The following is a 17,642-nucleotide window of genomic DNA, read 5'->3' on the forward strand; positions in this document are numbered from 1 at the left end:
GCCAGCGCCACCTGGGCCGCCTTGCGGTCCTCGGGAACGTTGAACATGCCGAACATGTCGGAGTTGTAGATGACGCTGCCTTCGGTGCCGGGGAAGCGGTAGCAGAGGAAGTCTTTATCCGGCGTCTTCTTGGCGGCGACGAATTCGCCCTTGGCCCAGTCGCCCATCACCTGCACCAGCGCGTCACCCTTGATGACCATGGCGGTCGCCAGGTTCCAGTCGCGGCCGGAGAAGTTCGGATCGACGTATTTGACGATCTTCGCCAGATTGTCGAACGACTTCTTCATCGTGTCCGACTTCAGCGACGCCTCGTCGAGGTCGTTGAAGGCCTTCTTGTAGAACTCCGGTCCGCCGGTCGACAGCACGATGGAATCGAACATCGTCGCTTCCTGCCAGTTCTGGCCGCCGAGCGCCAACGGGATGACGCCCGCAGCCTTGGCCTTGTCGAGCAGCGCGATCAGGTCGTCGAAGGTCTTCGGCTGGCTGCCGCCGATCTTGTCCATGACGGCCTTGTTGATCCACAGCCAGTTGACCGAGTGCACGTTGACGGGGGCTGCGACCCACTTGCCGTCATAGACGGAGAACTTCTGAAGTGCGGCCGGCACCGACTTGTCCCAGCCTTCCTTCTTGGCCGTCTCCGTCAGGTCGCCCATGACGCCGGCCTGAGCGTAATCGAGCACGGTATAACCTAGCATCTGCGAGGCTGTCGGATAGGTGCCGGCCGCCACCATCGCCTTCAGCGCCGTCATCGCCGCATCACCACCGCCGCCGGCAACCGGAACGTCCTTCCAGGCAAAGCCTTCCTTCGACAGATCCTGCTTCAGAACGTTCAAAGCCGCTGCCTCGCCGCCTGACGTCCACCAGTGCAGCATCTGCACTTCCTTCACGTCGGCAGCGCGTGCGGACACGCCGGCGCCGGCCAGAGCCAATGCGATCACCGCAGTCGTTGTCAGAAACTTACGCATCAAAGAACCTCCCAGTTCAGTTTGGAGGATGCGGAACCATTCCCGCACCCGATCATCCGCCCTCCTCAGGCGTAGTTCATTGCCGGCCACGCCGGCCTTAGACTCTCGGCATCCACCAATTGGTGCGCTTGCCAATATGCATGTTCAGCGTCTTGGTCTCCGTGTAATCTTCGACCGCATGGCGGCCGAGCTCGCGGCCGAGGCCGCTCTGCTTGTAACCGCCGAAGGGAAGCTCTGAGGCGCCGTCCATGAAAGTGTTCATCCAGACCGTGCCCGCCCGCACCGACCGGCCGATCGTCAGGCAGGTGTCGAAATCGCGGCTCCAGACGCCAGCCGACAGGCCGTAGTCGATCGAATTTGCAATCCGGATCGCTTCGGCAGTCGTCTCGAACGTCAGAACCGACAGGACCGGGCCGAAGACTTCCTCGCGCGCCACCGCCATATCGGGTGTCACCGCTTCGAGGATCGTCGGCGACATGAACTGCCCCATGCCGAGATCGAGTGTCTCGCCACCATGGGCGACGCGAGCGCCGCTGCCCCTCGCACCGGCGACATATCCCGAGATCTTTTCCAGATGCTGCGGCGTAATGATCGCGCCGACCTGCGTCGAGGGATCTAGGGGATCACCGACCCTCACTCCCTTCGACAGCTCGGCAATCCGCCTGACGATGTCGGAGGCGGTTGATTTATGGAGGATCAGCCGCGAGCCGGCGTTGCAGCACTCGCCGGCATTGAAATAGGCTCCGAAGACAGCGGCATCGACGAAGGCATCGAGATCGGCGTCCGGAAATACGATCTGCGGGTTCTTGCCGCCGAGTTCCAACGAGATCTTCTTCAGCGTCAGCGCCGCATTCGACATCGTCAACTTGCCGACTCCGGTCGAGCCGGTGAAGGACACCATATCGACGTCCAGATGCGACGTCATGACCGAGCCGACCTCAGGTCCCGTACCGGTGACAATGTTGACGACGCCATCCGGAACACCTGCTTCCTGCAGGATTTCTCCGAGCACGAGCGTCGATCCCGATGTCAGTTCCGAGGGCTTGACGACGGTCGTGCAGCCCGCTGCCAGGGCGAAAGGCAGCTTCTGGCCGACGATGAGGAACGGAAAATTCCAGGGCGTGATGATCGACACCACGCCGATCGCTTCGCGCAGCACGACGCCGAGCGTACCATCGCCGAGCGTGTTATAGCTTTCCCCGTGAAGGTCGCGCGCAAGCGCCGCCGCGTAACGCCAGATGTCGACCGAACCGGCAATTTCACCCCGCACCTGGGTGATCGGTTTCCCCGCCTCGATCGCATCGAGAAACGCCAGCTCCTCTGCCCGCGCCGCGATCAGATCGGCAGCCTTGAGCAGGATGGCGGACCGTTCGGAAGCGGTCATCCGCGGCCACGGCCCGAGATCGAATGCTTTGCGTGCCGCAGCAATGGCGCGCTCGGCATCCGTCTTGCTGCCTGTGGGGAAGCGGCTGACCACGACCCCGTGGCTCGGCGCGATACGCTCGATCGGATCGGCGCTGCCGGCCTCCCATCTGCCGTCGATCAGCATCTGGAAATCGCGTGCTTTGTGATCGCTCAGCGCGGTGGGGTTGACCAGGACCGTCATTACCATTCTCCCTTGAACGTTGCCGGGCGCTTCTCGCTGAATGATGCGACGCCCTCCTTCAGATCGCCGGTCTTGGCGGCGAGGATCGAGCCCAGGGCTTCGACCGCGGTTCCATTGTCTTCACCGTTCGCCGATGCGATCATCAACTTGGCGATCTCGATGGCCGCCGGCCCCCTTGCGGCGATCCGTTCAGCATAGTCCCTGGCGGCGGCCAGCGCGTTTCCGGTTGGAACTACCGCATCGACGATTCCGAGCAGGCGCGCCTCCTCGGCGGTGAAAATCTCGCCGCCGAGCGCCATGCGCCGGACGGCCTGGGCGCCGAAGCGGCGCACGAGACGCTGGGTCCCGGACCAGCCCGGCACCATTCCAAGGCCGGTCTCCGGCAGGCCGATCTTGATGTGTTGCTCGGCGAGGCGAATGTCGGCGACACCTGCAAGCTCAAGCCCGCCTCCGAGGGCATGGCCGTTCAGGGCCGCGACCAGCGGCACCCTGAGCGTCGCCAGTCTTTCGAAGATACGGTGGCCGTTGCGAACCCAGGAATGACCGAATTCCTGCGGCAGCATTCCGCCCCAGGCCTTGATATCGCCGCCGGCAGAAAAGCCCTTTCCTTCGCCAGTGAGAACGGCTGCGCGAACGCCCGGGTTCGCCTCCACCGCGTCAGCCGCCTCCGCCAAAGCCTTCAGCATGTCGAGATCGAGCGCGTTCAGCTTCTCCGGCCGGGAGATCGTCAGCGTTGCCACGTGGCCTTCGATATCGACCTTGACCGTTCCGCTAGCCATGAAAGGTGCCCTCCAATGTCCGCGCCTTCTTTGCGGGAAGCGAGAGGCCGATCTCAGCCTCAAGGAACAGTGCGGCGTCCATAACCTTGAGATCAGGCGCGACGATCAGCGGGAACTCGGACTGGTCGAGGATATGAGCCTGCAGATCGACCCCAGGAGCGATCTCGGTCAACACGATGCCGTCGGGCGTCAGCTTCATCACACACCGCTCGGTGACATAGGTGATGTCCTGCCGCTGCTCGATCGCCCGCCTGCCGCTGAAGGTGACGTGTTCGACCTCGTTCACCAGCTTCTTCAGCTTGCCTTCCCTCTCGATGAGCAGAGTTCCATCGGCGATCGAAAGCTTCGCTCCGGCGTTGAACATGCCGGAGAAGACGATCTTCTTCGCCCGCGCCGTGATGTCGACGAAGCCTCCGGCACCCGCCGTCACATGCGGCCGGAAGGAGAGCTTGGAGACATTGACCGAACCGTCCCTGCCGATCTCGAGGAAGGAGAGCAGCGATGCATCGAAGCCTGCCCCTTGGAAATATGTGAACTGATAGGGAGACGGCATATAGGCATCGGCGTTGGAGGCGCAGCCGAAGGCAAAGTCGAGCAGCGGCACGCCGCCGACCGCGCCCTGCTCGATGACCCAGGTGACCGCGCCGTGGAGCCCCTCCTCCAGCAGAATGCGCGGCACATTGGCCGAGATGCCGAAGCCAAGATTGACGCAGCTTCCCGCTTGAAGTTCCTGCGCGACGCGACGCGCAATGACTTTCTGAACATTGAACTCCGGAACGCTGAAGCTATCGAGCGGGCGGAAGATCTCCCCTGATATCGCCGGATCGTACTGCGTCTGCGTCGTCTGCTTCTGTTCGGGATCGACGATGACATAGTCGACCAGCATTCCCGGAACCCGGACGTCATGCGGTTTCAGCGAGCCTTCCTTGGTGATCCGCTTGACCTGCGCGATGACGATCCCGCCATTATTGCGGGCGGCAAGGGCCTGATCGAGACCGCCGAGATAGGCGCCTTCATGTTCATATGTGAGGTTGCCGCGTTCGTCGGCCGTCGTAGCGCGAATGATGGCGACCTGAGGAACGATCGAGGGAAAGAACAGCCAATCGTCGCCCTCGAAGCTGACGCGCTTGACCACCGGATCGTTCGAAGCCAGTTCGTTCATCGCGCAGCCCTGCCGCCGGGGATCGACGAAGGTGTCGATGCCGATCTTGGTCAGGACGCCCGGCCGCTTGGCGGCGGCCTCGCGGTGAATGTCGAAGAGAATGCCGGAGGGAATGTTATAGGCCGGAATCTCATTGTTGGTGATCATCTGCCAGATCAGCGGCGGTTCGGCCGTCGACGGGCCGGAGGGATAAGAGCCGCCGATGACGCATTTGAGCAGTCCCTTCTTGGCGATATAGTCGACGCCCTTGATGCCACTCATATCCCCGGCGGCAATCGGGTGAAGGGTTGTAATGTGACGGGGATGGCCGGTCGCATCGAAACGCTCGCCGATCGCCTTCAGCATCAGATCGGGGCAGCCGAGACCGCTCGACGAGGACACTGTGACAACGGCGCCGTCCGGGATCAGTGCCGCCGCTTCGGCTGGTGTCAGATGCTTCTTCATGTGCGTCACTTCGAACCCCGTTTCAATTTGCCGCTCCGCCGGCCCTCGCCTGCGAGGCTGTGCCGGCGCCGCAACTTTCGCGGACGACGAGCCGAACGGCTGTCGTCACCGTCTCCGCTTCGGCCTTGCCGGCATTGATCTGCTTGAGGAGCATCAGCGCGCCGCGGCGCCCGATGCCTTGTGGATCGACCGAGACCGTCGTCAGCGCCGGAACCGCCGCCTGAGCCTCGATGACGTCGTCGAAACCGACGACGGCAAAGTCGGCGCCCGGCTCCAGACGGCGCGCACGTAATCCGTCGCAGACTCCGAAGGCGACTGCATCGTTGAAGCAGACGGCTGCAGTGGGCCTATCGCCATAAGCAATCGCTTTTCCGATCGCCTCGACGCCGCCCGCTCGCGACGGGGCGGACGAGATCACGAGTGCCTCGTCGTAGCCGAGTCCGGCCGCTTCCATTCCGCTGCGGTAACCGGCAAGGCGATCGTCGAAGACAGCGGTATCGGGAAAACCGCCGAGAAAAGCGACACGCTTATGACCGAGACCCACCAGATGCTGAACGGCTGACATCATGCCGGACCGGTTGTCGGAGACTATGGACGACACCTTAGCGCCGGGCAGGTTTCGAACGACCACCACGACGGGAATCCCTGCCGCGACCAGTGGCTTGAAGTCGGCGGCATCGGTGGCGCGCGCCGGCGAGACGATCAGGCCCGAAATGCCATGTTCGCGCATAGATGCGACAACCTCGCGCTGCCTGTCGATGCTCTCACCGGTATTCGACAGGAACTGCACGAAACCGGCCGACTGAACGACCATATCGACACCCACCGCCAGCTCGGCAAAGAAGCTGTTCGTCAGGTCGTTCACGACCACGCCGATGATCCTCGATTTTGCACCCGCCTGCCGTAGATTGGCCGCGCCGCGATTGTAGACATAGCCAAGCTCCCGCATCACGGCATTGACCTTTGCGCGCGTTCCCTCGTTGACGAGGGAGGAGCCCTGCAACACCAGCGACACCGTCGACTTGGAGACGCCAGCGGCCTTCGCAATGTCGATCACGGTCACCCGGTTTTTTGTCACTTCGCCCTCCCGACGCCACCGTCGCCTAATGCATATTTATTTGGAACGTTCCAAACATGTCAAGAGGTATTTCCGTTAAAGAGGCGTCGTATGGACATTACTCCGTCGTCCTGACACCGCAGGGCGAGATTCTTTTTTTGGAACGATTTAATTGGAGACATGGACTGCCCTCAAGGAACTCCTGTCCAGAGGCATTAGCGAAACTTTATCGTTTGTGGCCAATGCTGGGGATCGGGAACGTGCCAGATCCAAAGCGGGGCCGGAGATGCCGCATTCATTTGAAGCCATGCTGGAGAACCTGCCGCAGGGCATTGTTCTCCTTGACTCTGCCAATATGGTGACGGCTTTCAATGCCCGCGCGCTTGATATTCTGGGCCTTCCCAATGGCGCTCTGCGCAGAGGAATGAACATCGACAGCTTGCCCGGCACCGCTGACTGCCAGGCAGCCGCTTGTTCAGGGTTGACGATCGGCGGACCGCACACCTCGCAGTTTGCACTGTCTGACGGACGGATGATCTCACTAACCTGCGCTCCCTCGAGAGAGGGAAGCTGGATCCTCAGCTATGAAGACATCTCGACGCATATCCGCGTAAAAGACAATCTGACGGAACAGCATCACCGGTTCGATGCAGCCCTCAGCAATATGCCGCATGGGCTTTGCATGTTCGATTCGACGAAGAAGCTGATATTGTGCAATGCGTCCTATGCGCGGATGTACGATCTTCCGGACTTTCTGACGCAGCCCGGAACGCCGCTGGTGGACATCCTCGCCTATCGATGTCTGCAGGGAAATGGTCCGGCCGATACCGCCACCTATTTTGACGTCGTTTTCGAAGCGACGGCACTCGGTGCGCCGGCGAGCCAGAACATCGCGCTTACCGACGGGCGCATCATCAAAATCACCCACAATCCGATGCAGAACGGCGGATATGTGGCGACCCACGAGGACGTCACCAAGACCGTGCGGCTGGCGGAAGAACTGCGCCGCCATCATGATCAACTCGAAATTACGGTGCAAAGCCGAACGGCAGAGGTCGAACGGCAGGCGCGCGAGCTTGAGCGGATGCTCGCCCAGGAACGGAGCATCAACGAATTGCAGCGGCAGTTCGTGGCGATGGCATCACATGAATTCCGCACCCCGCTCGCAATCATCGATGCTGCCGCCCAGCGGCTGCTCCGGAAAGGGGGCACGGTCGAGCCCGAATTTCTCAACGACAAGGTCGAACAGATCCGCGCATCGGTGAGCCGGATCGTCGATCTCATCGAGAGCATCCTGGCGGCCGGACGCCTCGATACCGGCAAGACCGATATCAGTTATGACGCCTGCGCCGTGGGAACGTTGATCAGAACATGCTGCGAGCGGCAGTCGGCGATCTCGAAGACGCATGGTTTCGTGCTTTGCATAGACGGGTTGCCGGAATTCATCGATGCCGATCCCCGCAGCTTAAGCCAGGTCTTTACCAATCTGCTCTCGAATGCGGTGAAATACGCGCCAGGAACCTCCGAAATTCGTGTCACGGCATGGGAGGAGACGGGCAATATCAAGGTTTCGGTCAGCGACGATGGCGTGGGGATCGATGCTGAAGACGTGCCCCGGTTGTTTCAGCGCTATTTCCGCGCGCGGACGTCGACCGGGATTGCCGGAACCGGTATCGGCCTCAATCTTGTGAAGCAGATCATCGAACTGCATCAAGGCTCGATAGAGGTGCGGAGTGCAAGAGGGTGCGGGTCCACCTTCACCGTCACTCTTCCAATCAAGAGAGCCGCTGACGTACTGGCGAGCAACGACGTTGCCTGATCATTCAGCCTATGGCCGATGGCTCGTTCCCGAACTGCCGGAGCGGGATTGCTGTCCGGCATATCTACCCTATCCTTCTCGCAATAGAGGAGGATCATGCCATGGCTTTCATTCACACCCCGGATGCATCCGCCAGCGAGAAGACGACGTCGATGTACGCGTCGGCCGAGGCGAATTATGGTTATCTGCCGAACATGTATCGCGCCTTCGGCCACCGGCCGGAGGTAATGGAGAGCTGGGCCGGGCTGCTTTCGAGCATTCGCGGCCATATGAGCCTCAGGCGCTACGAACTGGTGACGCTGGCGGCGGCCAAAGAACTCAAATCCTCCTATTGCATGCTGGCGCACGGCTCCGTGCTGCTGCGCGAGGGATTTACCAGCGACGGGCTGACGGCGGTTGTCAACGAGACCGAAAAGGCGCCGATCGATGCCGGCGAACGCGCGATCATGACCTTTGCAGCCAAGGTGGCGCGTGATGCGACATCGGTCACGCAGCAGGATATAGACGGATTGAAGAAACACGGGCTGAGTGACGCCGAAATCTTCGACGTCACGGCCGCCACAGCGGCCCGCTGTTTCTTTTCGAAAATGCTGGATGCGCTCGGCGCTGCGCCCGATCACGCCTATATCGAGCGGCTGGAGCCGAATGTGCGAAAGGCGCTCAGTGTCGGCCGGGAAGTCGAGCGGCCTCTGGCGCCCACACCCTCGGGCGGCACATCGCATTGATGCAGTGTCGGCTGACGCCGGCGGCTGTGGCCCCTATTCTTCCGGTTTGTCGGCAAAATGCCGGATCGCAAACTCGGCAATAGTCTGGCTCGAGCGATCGGCATCGTCGAGCATGGCGGGAAATAGCTGCCACTGATGCGGCATGCCCGGCCAGACCTCGGTGGTCACATCCACGCCCTCCTCGCGCGCTTTGTCGGCGAGGCGCAGCGTGTCGTCAAGCAGGGCTTCGCCGGAACCGACCTGCAGCAATAGCGGCGGGAATCCCGTCATGTCGGCATAAAGCGGTGAGGCCTGAGGATCGGTGGCAGGCCGGCTGCCGAGATAGGTCTTACGCAAAGTCTCGAGCCACGCCTTATCGACCAGCGGGTCGCTGCCGGCATTTGCCGTCATCGTTCCGCCCGTCGCGGCGAGATCGGTGATCGGGCTCAGCGCAATCACAGCCGCCGGCAGGGGTTTTGCTGCCTGCTTCTGCCGCAGCACCGCCTCGAGCGCGATATTGCCACCGGCGCCGTCTCCCGCCACGACGACATTCTCGTTGCGATATCCGTTATCGAGAAGCCAGCGGTAGGCCGTCAGCGCGTCGTTGATCTGGGCGGGATAGGCATACTCCGGCATCAACCGATAATTGATCAGAAGCACGTCGCTGGATGCGGCCTTGGCGAGCGAACCGGCGAAGAGGCTGTGCGTGCGGATGGAACCGCCGGAAAAGCCGCCGCCATGAATGTAGAGAATCACCCTTTTGCCGATCGGGTGATGGAGCCGGGCGGGCCACATCAGCTCGCCATCCACGCCGTCGGCATCGACCTGCCTAACCTGGATGCGCGTCGGCCCGGGCATTGTTTCCATCAGCCTGGCGAAAGCAGCCCTGCGCTCTTGCAGACTGTCGGCGCCGGCAAAATGCTCCTTCCAGAGGCCGAGCAGCTTTTCGACCTGCGCATGCGAGGACTGGCTTTGCGGCCCGATTTCCTGTCCCAGCGCCAGTGGAGACGATAGAATCAGCACGACCAAGGCGGGAAAGAGATATCTGGGCCGCTTCGACCCTCCTCGATCAGCATTCGACAAAATCCGCCCCTTCATCAATCTCTCCCGATGATGCTGCCGATGGCCGTATCTTTGGCCGCTTTGCCCAGCGGAGTCAAAAGGGTGACGAGTGCAACCTTCCGCTTTTTCAAGTCTCCAACGGAGACCGGAAAAAATCGACAATCACCGCCAGCGCGGCTTGCCATCTGGCAGGCTTCCATCGGAAATAGGCTCCCGCCCTGCCCTCAACTTCCGTGCTTCGGCTCGCTTAGGATTGAAGGATACCGATGACCACCATTTACCTTGCCGGCCCGGAAGTCTTTCTTCCCGATGCACTGCCCATCATGGCCGAGAAACGCCGATTGGCGCGTCAGTTCGGCTTCGAACCGACGGGGCCCGGCAGTGACGAGAACCAGACGCCGATAAAGCGGACGGCTGCGGAGATCTACACCCGCAATGACGTCGCCATGCGCCGGGCCGAAATCTGCCTCGCCAACATCACTCCCTTTCGGGGCGTCAGCGCCGACCCGGGCACGGTCTACGAGATCGGCTTCATGATTGCTCTCGGGAAATCGGTCTTCGCCTATACCAACCACCCCGACGACTATGGGCTGCGCGTCCGCTCGATCTGGTATGCTGGAATGGAGATCGATGAGACGAGCGGACGCCCGCGCGGGCCTGACGGCATCGCGATTGAAAATCACGGCATGGCCGACAACCTGATGATCGACGGAGGCGTCGAGGCGACGGGAGGCAAGGTATTCCGTGCGACCGCTCTGCCGGCGGATCCTGCACGCGACCTGACGATTTATCTTCAGGCGCTTCAGACGATCGCTGGTCTGCGTGGGTAGGAATTGAAGCTTTTACTCTGCCCTGATCGCGTCGATCACCGCCCTGAAGCCCGCAGACATGTGTCGGCGGCTGGGATAATAGAGATAGAGCGGTTCCTCCGGCTGACACCAATCATCGAGTACCTGGACGAGCTCTCCGTCGGCAATGGCCTTTGCGACGCGAGGCTCCCAGATATAGGCAAGGCCGACGCCGCCGAGCGCTGCCTGCATCATCAGTTCGTGATCGTCGAGCGAAAGCGGTCCGGTCGGCTGAAAACTCACCGTCTGGCCGTCCTTCTCGAATTCCCAGGCATAACGTGCACCGGAGGGAAACATGTTCTGGATGCAGAGGTGGCGCTTGAGCTCGTAAGGCGTTTGCGGCTTCGGACGCCTTGCGAAGTAGGCCGGTGAACCGACAACGACCAGGCGGATGCGCGGCTTGATGCGCAGGGCGATCATGCCTTCCGTGACGCGCTCGCCGAAACGGATGCCGGCATCAAAACCTTCCTCGACGATGTCGACCAGCCGATCGGTCGCGTTAATTTCCAGCTGCAAATTGGGATTACGTTCAATCAAAGGGGCGATGACACGGCCGATGACGAAGGAACCGATCGAATTCGGCACGTTGATCCTCACCCTGCCGAATGGCGTGTCGCGGTAGCGGTTCAGCGCATCGAGTGCGGTCGCCATCTCCCCGAACGCCGGGATGAGATGTGAGACCAGGAGTTCGCCTGCTTCCGTCAGCGAAACGCTGCGGGTTGTGCGGTTGAGCAGGCGGATGCCAACTCGGTCTTCCAGATTAAGCACGGCATGGCTAACGGCAGAGGCTGTGACGCCCCGCTCCTCCCCTGCCTTGCGGAAGCTCTTGTGCCGCGCCACGGCCGTGAAGGCGGCCAGTTCGGAAAGTTCCGTTGCACGCATTGCTGAATTCCACTCATCATAGCATCAATAATAACAAATCTTATACAGCATCGGAATTTCGGTCAAATTCAGCCCGTCAGCATAAAGATGCGACAACAGCAAAGGAATTCGTCATGAAAGTCTGGTTTATTACTGGTGCATCGCGCGGTTTCGGCGCGCTGATGACCAAGGAGGCACTTGCAGCGGGCGATGCCGTCATCGCCACCGCCCGCAACGCCAAGACCATTATCGAGCAGTTCGGGGATCATCCGAACCTGCTGGCCGTCGCCCTCGACGTCACCAACAAGACGCAAGCGAAGGAGGCTGCAGCCGCCGGCATCGCCCGCTTCGGCCGCATCGACGTGCTTGCCAACAATGCCGGCTACGGCCTACTCGGCGCAGTCGAGGAAGCCACGGCCGAAGAGATCGAAAGGATCTATGCCACCAATGTCTTCGGTCTCCTGAAGGTGACACGCGCCGTGCTGCCCTATATGCGCCGCCAGCGTGCCGGCCATATCCTGAACTTCTCCTCCATCGGTGGCTATTTCGGCTATCCCGGCTGGGGTGTCTACGGCTCGACCAAATTCGCCGTCGAGGGACTGTCGGAATCCATGGCCGCCGAACTCGAACCTCTCGGCATCAAGGTGACGATCGTCGAGCCCGGCTTCTTCCGCACGGACTTCCTCGCCGACAGCTCGCTGGCAATAAGCCCGGCCTCGATCGCCGATTACGAAGGCACGCCGGCCGGAAACATGCGTAGTTTCGCCGCCGACGCCAATCACGCCCAGCCTGGCAACCCCGCCAAGCTCGCTGCCGGCATCATGACGATGGTCAACTCCGCCAACCCGCCGCTGCGCATGCCATTCGGCAGCGATACGGTCGCTATGATTGAGGCGCAGCATGCGAGTGTCGAAAAGGAACTGGCCGCCTGGCGCGAGCTTGCCGTCTCCACGGATTTTGCAAGCCACGCAACCGCTGGGGTCTGAGCAGCCAAGACCAATGCCGCCGCATTCGGATCTGGGCATGCGGCGGCAGCGCCTTGGAATTGATGCAAAGAACGCCTTGCGGCGAATTGGCATTCGCCTCTCGCTGAGGATGGCCTAGATGTAAGTCAGACCGTGACCCGTGAAGAGGCAACGCATGTCCATCAAGTCCATCTGTATTTATGGCGCCGGCGCCCTTGGCGGCGCTATCGCCGCCAAGCTCGCAGGCAAGGAAGATAACGACATCGACGTCTCCGTCGTCGCGCGTGGGGCGCATCTCGATACGATCCGCAGCCACGGTCTCAGCCTGCGCGGGGCCGATGCGGAAACCCCGCTCAAGGTGCGCGTGACGGCAACCGACGATCCGAAGACATTGCCGCGACAGGATCTCGTCATCACCGGCCTGAAGGGACATCAGCTGCCGCCTGCCGCCGAGGGGATCGCCGGTCTGCTCAAGCAAGGCACCCGCGTCGTTATGATCCTCAACGGCATTCCGTGGTGGTATTTTCATCGCGATACCAGGAGCGGATATGCGGAGCTGCAATTCGACGAGCTCGATCCCGGCGGCAGGCTCTGGCGGCTGATCGGCCCCGACCGCGTGATTGGCTGCGTCGCTTATCAAGGTGCGGAAGTTGCCAGCCCGGGCGAGATCCGGCTTTCTCACAACGGCCGCTTCGTGCTTGGCGAGCCCTCCGGCGAAATGTCTGCCGATCTTTCGGCCATAGCAGCGGTGCTGACCGGCGCCGGCCTCAGCATTACGACCACGGCGGACATCCGCAGCGAAATCTGGAGCAAATTGATGGGCAATGCCGCCTTCAACCCGATCAGCGCTCTGACGCGGGCGCTGATGACCGACATTATGGCGGATCCGTCGCTCATGGATCTGATCAGCAAGGTCATGAAGGAAGTGCGCGCCGTCGGCGACGCGGTCGGCGCGCATTTCGCCATGTCAGTCGAGCAGCGGCTGGAGCAATCGCGCCACATCGGCGGGGTTCGAACCTCGATGTTGCAAGACTTGATCGGCGGCAAGGCGCTCGAAATTACCCCGCTTGTGGGCATGCTGGTGGCGCTTGGACGCCTGATCGCCGTGCCGACCCCGGTATCGGAGACGATCCTGACGCTGGTAACGCAGCTGGATCGGGAAAACCGGCGCGGCAACTGACAACGAGGAGAGCGGCCATCGGGGTCGATCATTCCTTTCCCGACACCGCGCCGATTTCCAACTTTTCGTTAACCGGCATGCTGGTAAAATCTCGCCAAGTTATCAGACGCCGCGAGACCGATGCAGAAACCGAATTTCCGCTTCACCCATTACGATCTCAAGGAACAGCGAGCCGGAACGATCGTCGAGGTGTCTCTGAATGCGGTGAACAATGTTCGTCTGATGACGGCGCCGAACTTCCAGCGTTTCACCGAGGTTCTCGATTTCAAATATATCGGCGGCGTGGCGCGCAAGTCGCCGGTCAAGCTCGCCGTTCCGGAAAGCGGCCACTGGCACGTTGTCGTCGATATGGAAGGCCACCACGGGCTCGCGGAATCCGCCGTCAAGGTGATCGCCGCGCCTGTCAATCAGAAGACGCCACGCCCCTCCTGAGCTTTGCAGCACCGGCATCTTTTCTGACGCGCCAGGACTGGCACGGACGTGTTTTGTCGACAGACCTGATCAGGAGACGGCCAATCGTACTGATCTTGATCACGATCAATGAATCATCCCGAGTCGTCGTTCACAATTCTCAGTCGCGGGGCTTCCACCACGCCGCCAGCTGCAGTCGGCTCCCATTCATGCTCGGATCGCGGAGAGAGGAACAACAGACGAATATCTCATCACCTGGGGCAGCCCATGACTTCGAACCCGATCGATCGTGTTACCGATATCATCGATCCCGGCGATGCACTCGGTGAAGTCCTTTTCGGACTGATCATGGCGCTGACTTTGACGGTCGGCTCGAGACTTGTTTTTGAAGAAGAGGGGTTGGATGCTCAGGAGTTGATCGTCGCAACAGTCGGATGCAACGTCGCCTGGGGGATCATTGACGCCGTTTTGTTCGTTCTGGGGACGACGTTTTACAAGAGCAGGCGGCTGCGCCTTTTTCGGCAAATCAAAGCCGCCGGAAGCGAGACCGCGGCGCTCAACATGCTCGCGAAAGAATTCCCGATCGAAGAAGCACCGTTTTCTGCAAAGGCTGCCGATGCGGACCCGCTTTATAGATCACTGCTGACGCTCGCACGCAGGGCCGATCCTGTGAGGGCGTCCCTCTCGAAAAATGATCTCCTTGCCGCCCTCGCGGTCGTTTTTCTCGTCTCGGTCACGTCCATACCGGCCGTGACCCCTTTGTTTCTCATCGACAGCGCCCACCTCGCTCTGAGAGTCAGCAACCTGTTTCTCATCACGCTGCTGTTCGTGACGGGTTATGCGTGGGCGAAATTTTCGGGAGGCAGGCCCTTTTATGCGGGGATGACAATGACTTGCCTCGGATTGCTCCTGGTCGCCATAGCGGTCGCTCTTGGCGGTTAACCCCGCCCACGCGTCAGCGCGGATTGCGCTCTTTGCGCAGCTTCGCCCACCATTCCAGCCGCTTACGGATATCCCGCTCGAAGCCGCGCTCCGGCGGATCGTAGAAGGTCTGGCGGCCCATTTTCTCCGGGAAATAATCCTGGCCGGAAAAGGCGTCCGGCTCGTCATGGTCGTAGCGATAACCTTCACCATAGCCCTCGCCTTTCATCAATTTGGTCGGCGCATTGAGGATATGTTTGGGCGGCAAAAGCGAGCCGTTCTGCTTCGCGGCCTGGCTTGCCGCCTTGAATGCGGTATAGACGGCATTCGATTTCGGAGCGGTGGCGAGATAAACGCAGGCTTGGGCAAGCGCCAGCTCCCCCTCCGGCGACCCCAGGTAGTCATAAGCATCCTTGGCGGCGTTGCAGATCACCAGCGCCTGCGGATCGGCAAGCCCGATATCCTCCACCGCCATGCGCACCAGACGCCGGCCAAGATAGAGCGGATCCTCGCCGGCATCGAACATGCGGGCGAGATAATAGAGCGCAGCATCCGGATCCGAGCCGCGCACCGATTTATGCAATGCCGAAATCAGATTGTAGTGGCCGTCCTGCGCCTTGTCGTAGACAGGGGCGCGGCGCTGGACGATATGCGTCAACGCTTCGGTGTCGAAACTCTCCCCCTCGCGCGCCGCCCGCCAGACCTCTTCGGCAAGCGTCAGAACCGCGCGGCCGTCGCCATCGGCCATGCGGATCAGGCTGGCGCGCGCCTCCTCGGTCAGGGGCAGCGGCCTCTGCTCGATCGCCTCGGCGCGCGTCAGCAATTCCTCCAGGCTCTCCTCGTCATGTGACTTGAAGGTGAGGACGCGGGCGCGCGACAACAGAGCGGCGTTGAGCTCGAAGGAGGGATTTTCGGTGGTGGCGCCGACGAGGACGACGGTGCCGTCCTCCATGACCGGCAGGAAACTGTCCTGCTGGGCTCGGTTGAAACGATGAATCTCATCGACGAACAGCAGCGTCTGGCGGCCGTCCATGCGGCGCATGCGAGCCGCCTCGAACACTTTCTTCAGATCGGCGACGCCGGAAAAGATCGCCGAAATCTGCTCGAAGGCCAGCCCCGCCTCACCGGAAAGCAGCCGCGCCACCGTCGTTTTGCCGGTGCCTGGCGGACCCCAGAAGATCATCGATCCGAGCGAACCGCTTTCGATCATTCTCTGCAGCACGCCGTCCTCACCGGTCAGATGTTCCTGACCGGTGACATCGGCAAGCGTCTTCGGCCGCAACCGGTCGGCAAGCGGCCGCCTGGCGGCAACCTCCTCCGGAATACGCGGCGCGAAGAGATCATTGCTCATCGAAAGAACTGCCTGATACGCTGGCCATCGCGCTCGATTTCGACCCGCCAGAGACCCGGATCGCTGCTGGCTATCTCGGCCAGTTCTTTGGTCGATTTTACTTCCGTTCCGTTGATCGAAACGATGATATCCTTGGGCTCAAAACCCAGGCGGGCTGCCGGGGAATCTTCCTTGACATCGGCAACGACGACACCCGCCGATTCCGAGGGCATGCGCAATTCATCTGCGACGCGCGGCGACAGGTTTTCGACGACGGCGCCGGTAAAGGGAGTGCGCCCGCCGATGACGCGCTGGTCGCGCGGCGAGGTCTCCGGCGCGCGGTCGAGCGCCAGCGACAACTGCTCCTCGTGACCGTTGTCAATGACGGTCAGATTGACCGTTTTGCCGAGGCCGGCTGTCGTCAGGCGATAGAGCAACGCATCCGGATGCTCGACGGAAATGCCGTTGACTGATGTGACGATCTGGCCGGCCTTCAGCCCGGCCTTCGCCGCCGGGCTGCCTTCCGAAACCTTGACGACGAGTGCGCCGCGTACTTTGTTGAGCCCAAGCGCTTCGGCGACTTCCGACGTCACGGCATCGAAGCTTGCGCCGACATAGGGCCGCTCGAAGGATTTGACGCCGGCATCGGCGGAAGCGAGGAAGACTTTGACGAGATTGGCAGGAATGGCGAAGCCGATGCCGTTCGAGCCGCCGCCGCGCGAGAAGATCGCGGTGTTGATGCCGATCAGCTCGCCCTTCATGTTCATCAATGCGCCGCCCGAGTTGCCCGGATTGATCGAGGCGTCGGTCTGGATGAAGAAGCCGAACTCGTTCTTGACCACCTGGTTACGGGCAAGTGCGGAGACGATACCGCTCGTCACCGTCTGGCCGACGCCGAAGGGATTGCCGATCGCCAGCACCAGATCGCCGACCTCGACAGTATCGGAATTGCCGATCGGCAGCGTCGGGAAGCTCTCCTTGGTGTCGATCTTCAGCACGGCGAGGTCGACGCGGTCATCGCGCAGCACCACCTTGCAGGGGAATTCGCGGCCATCCGGCAGCGCCACCTTGATGTCATCGGCGCCTTCGACGACGTGATTGTTGGTGACGACAGTGCCGTTCGCCTCGACGATGACGCCGGACCCGAGCGAGGACTGCTTCTCGGATCGATTCGGCATCTGCTGACCGAAGAACTGCTCGAAGAAGGGATCGCCGGCAAAGGGCGACTGGCGCTGGATGATCTTTTCCGCATAGACGTTGACGACGGCGCCCGAGGTCTGTTTGACCAGCGGCGCAAATGAGAGCTGCATCTGCATCTGGCTCTCGGGCACCGTCTTTGCCGTCTGCGCCTGGGCCGCAGCCGGCAGAACGAGCATGAGAGCGAAGAGCGAAACGGAGGCGCGCTTGAACAGGCCTTGCATGGGTATCCCTTTTGAATCCTCTTAAGCAACGTTGTAGCGTCCGACGCTAGAAAGGAAAGAGGGCGGAAGCATGGAAGAATAAGGCAAGGAAGTGCCTTGAAGGCGCT

At 61.3% G+C, this 17,642-nt stretch carries 16 protein-coding genes; 7 read left to right on the plus strand and 9 right to left on the minus strand.

Translation table 11 applies throughout. From position 1 onward, the window contains the following. The 5 genes from FHT70_RS27940 to FHT70_RS27960 form a co-directional block, all read right to left on the minus strand. Window positions 1–965 (minus strand): ABC transporter substrate-binding protein (locus FHT70_RS27940; protein WP_183706356.1); only part of this gene is annotated, 965 nt, incomplete at its 3' end. Between the two features lie 97 nt (window positions 966–1,062). Then, window positions 1,063–2,571 carry an aldehyde dehydrogenase family protein gene (locus FHT70_RS27945; RefSeq protein ID WP_183706358.1) on the minus strand — a complete coding sequence of 503 codons (1,509 nt, stop codon included), beginning with the start codon at window positions 2,569–2,571 and terminating at the stop codon, window positions 1,063–1,065. Next, a complete protein-coding gene (locus FHT70_RS27950) occupies window positions 2,571–3,350 on the minus strand; it encodes an enoyl-CoA hydratase/isomerase family protein (protein ID WP_183706360.1) in 780 nt (259 codons plus the stop codon). The genes FHT70_RS27945 and FHT70_RS27950 overlap by 1 nt, the downstream gene beginning before the upstream one ends. Beyond that, entirely contained in the window at window positions 3,343–4,956 is a 1,614-nt protein-coding gene (locus tag FHT70_RS27955) for an acyl CoA:acetate/3-ketoacid CoA transferase (protein WP_183706362.1), read from the minus strand. Before FHT70_RS27955 ends, FHT70_RS27950 begins: the two co-directional genes overlap by 8 nt. Window positions 4,957–4,978: 22 nt before the next feature. Then, window positions 4,979–6,034 (minus strand): LacI family DNA-binding transcriptional regulator, encoded by a 1,056-nt coding sequence (locus FHT70_RS27960; protein WP_183706364.1) that lies wholly within the window; start codon window positions 6,032–6,034, stop codon window positions 4,979–4,981. A 265-nt stretch (window positions 6,035–6,299) separates the two neighbouring features. Between FHT70_RS27960 and FHT70_RS27965 the strand changes: the two genes are divergently transcribed. Both FHT70_RS27965 and FHT70_RS27970 read left to right on the plus strand, forming a co-directional pair. After that, complete coding sequence (locus FHT70_RS27965) at window positions 6,300–7,832, plus strand: PAS-domain containing protein (protein ID WP_183706366.1); 1,533 nt, start codon at window positions 6,300–6,302, stop codon at window positions 7,830–7,832. Between the two features lie 101 nt (window positions 7,833–7,933). Next, entirely contained in the window at window positions 7,934–8,557 is a 624-nt protein-coding gene (locus FHT70_RS27970; protein WP_085777838.1) for a peroxidase, read from the plus strand. Between the two features lie 33 nt (window positions 8,558–8,590). Here FHT70_RS27970 and FHT70_RS27975 read toward each other — a convergent pair whose 3' ends face one another. Further along, the gene (locus FHT70_RS27975; RefSeq protein WP_183706388.1) at window positions 8,591–9,565 is read right to left on the minus strand and encodes an alpha/beta hydrolase; all 975 of its coding nucleotides are present in this window, start codon (window positions 9,563–9,565) and stop codon (window positions 8,591–8,593) included. Between the two features lie 299 nt (window positions 9,566–9,864). Here FHT70_RS27975 and FHT70_RS27980 point away from each other — a divergent pair, with 299 nt between their 5' ends. After that, window positions 9,865–10,428: a nucleoside 2-deoxyribosyltransferase gene (locus FHT70_RS27980; RefSeq protein WP_183706368.1), complete on the plus strand. Its 564-nt coding sequence runs from the start codon at window positions 9,865–9,867 to the stop codon at window positions 10,426–10,428. A 12-nt stretch (window positions 10,429–10,440) separates the two neighbouring features. On the opposite strand, the gene FHT70_RS27985 is transcribed toward FHT70_RS27980, so the two are convergent. Next, window positions 10,441–11,328, minus strand: coding sequence for a LysR family transcriptional regulator (locus tag FHT70_RS27985; protein ID WP_183706370.1), 888 nt, complete (start codon window positions 11,326–11,328; stop codon window positions 10,441–10,443). Window positions 11,329–11,441: 113 nt separating this feature from the next. Between FHT70_RS27985 and FHT70_RS27990 the strand changes: the two genes are divergently transcribed. The 4 genes from FHT70_RS27990 (at window position 11,442) to FHT70_RS28005 (ending at window position 14,805) form a co-directional block, all read left to right on the plus strand. Beyond that, window positions 11,442–12,293 carry an oxidoreductase gene (locus FHT70_RS27990; RefSeq protein WP_183706372.1) on the plus strand — a complete coding sequence of 284 codons (852 nt, stop codon included), beginning with the start codon at window positions 11,442–11,444 and terminating at the stop codon, window positions 12,291–12,293. A gap of 154 nt (window positions 12,294–12,447) precedes the next feature. After that, entirely contained in the window at window positions 12,448–13,452 is a 1,005-nt protein-coding gene (locus tag FHT70_RS27995; protein WP_183706374.1) for a 2-dehydropantoate 2-reductase, read from the plus strand. A gap of 120 nt (window positions 13,453–13,572) precedes the next feature. After that, window positions 13,573–13,884 (plus strand): DUF1883 domain-containing protein, encoded by a 312-nt coding sequence (locus tag FHT70_RS28000; protein WP_085777832.1) that lies wholly within the window; start codon window positions 13,573–13,575, stop codon window positions 13,882–13,884. A 246-nt stretch (window positions 13,885–14,130) separates the two neighbouring features. Then, complete coding sequence (locus FHT70_RS28005) at window positions 14,131–14,805, plus strand: VIT1/CCC1 transporter family protein (RefSeq protein WP_097601659.1); 675 nt, start codon at window positions 14,131–14,133, stop codon at window positions 14,803–14,805. A 13-nt stretch (window positions 14,806–14,818) separates the two neighbouring features. Here FHT70_RS28005 and FHT70_RS28010 read toward each other — a convergent pair whose 3' ends face one another. Then, on the minus strand, window positions 14,819–16,135 hold the full coding sequence (locus tag FHT70_RS28010) for a replication-associated recombination protein A (RefSeq protein WP_183706376.1): 1,317 nt from the start codon (window positions 16,133–16,135) through the stop codon (window positions 14,819–14,821). After that, window positions 16,132–17,535, minus strand: a complete 1,404-nt coding sequence (locus FHT70_RS28015; protein WP_183706378.1) for a DegQ family serine endoprotease — start codon at window positions 17,533–17,535, stop codon at window positions 16,132–16,134. Before FHT70_RS28015 ends, FHT70_RS28010 begins: the two co-directional genes overlap by 4 nt. Window positions 17,536–17,642: the final 107 nt, after the last annotated feature.

This window comes from Rhizobium sp. BK049 (genome assembly GCF_014193135.1).
Taxonomy (GTDB): Bacteria; Pseudomonadota; Alphaproteobacteria; order Rhizobiales; family Rhizobiaceae; genus Rhizobium.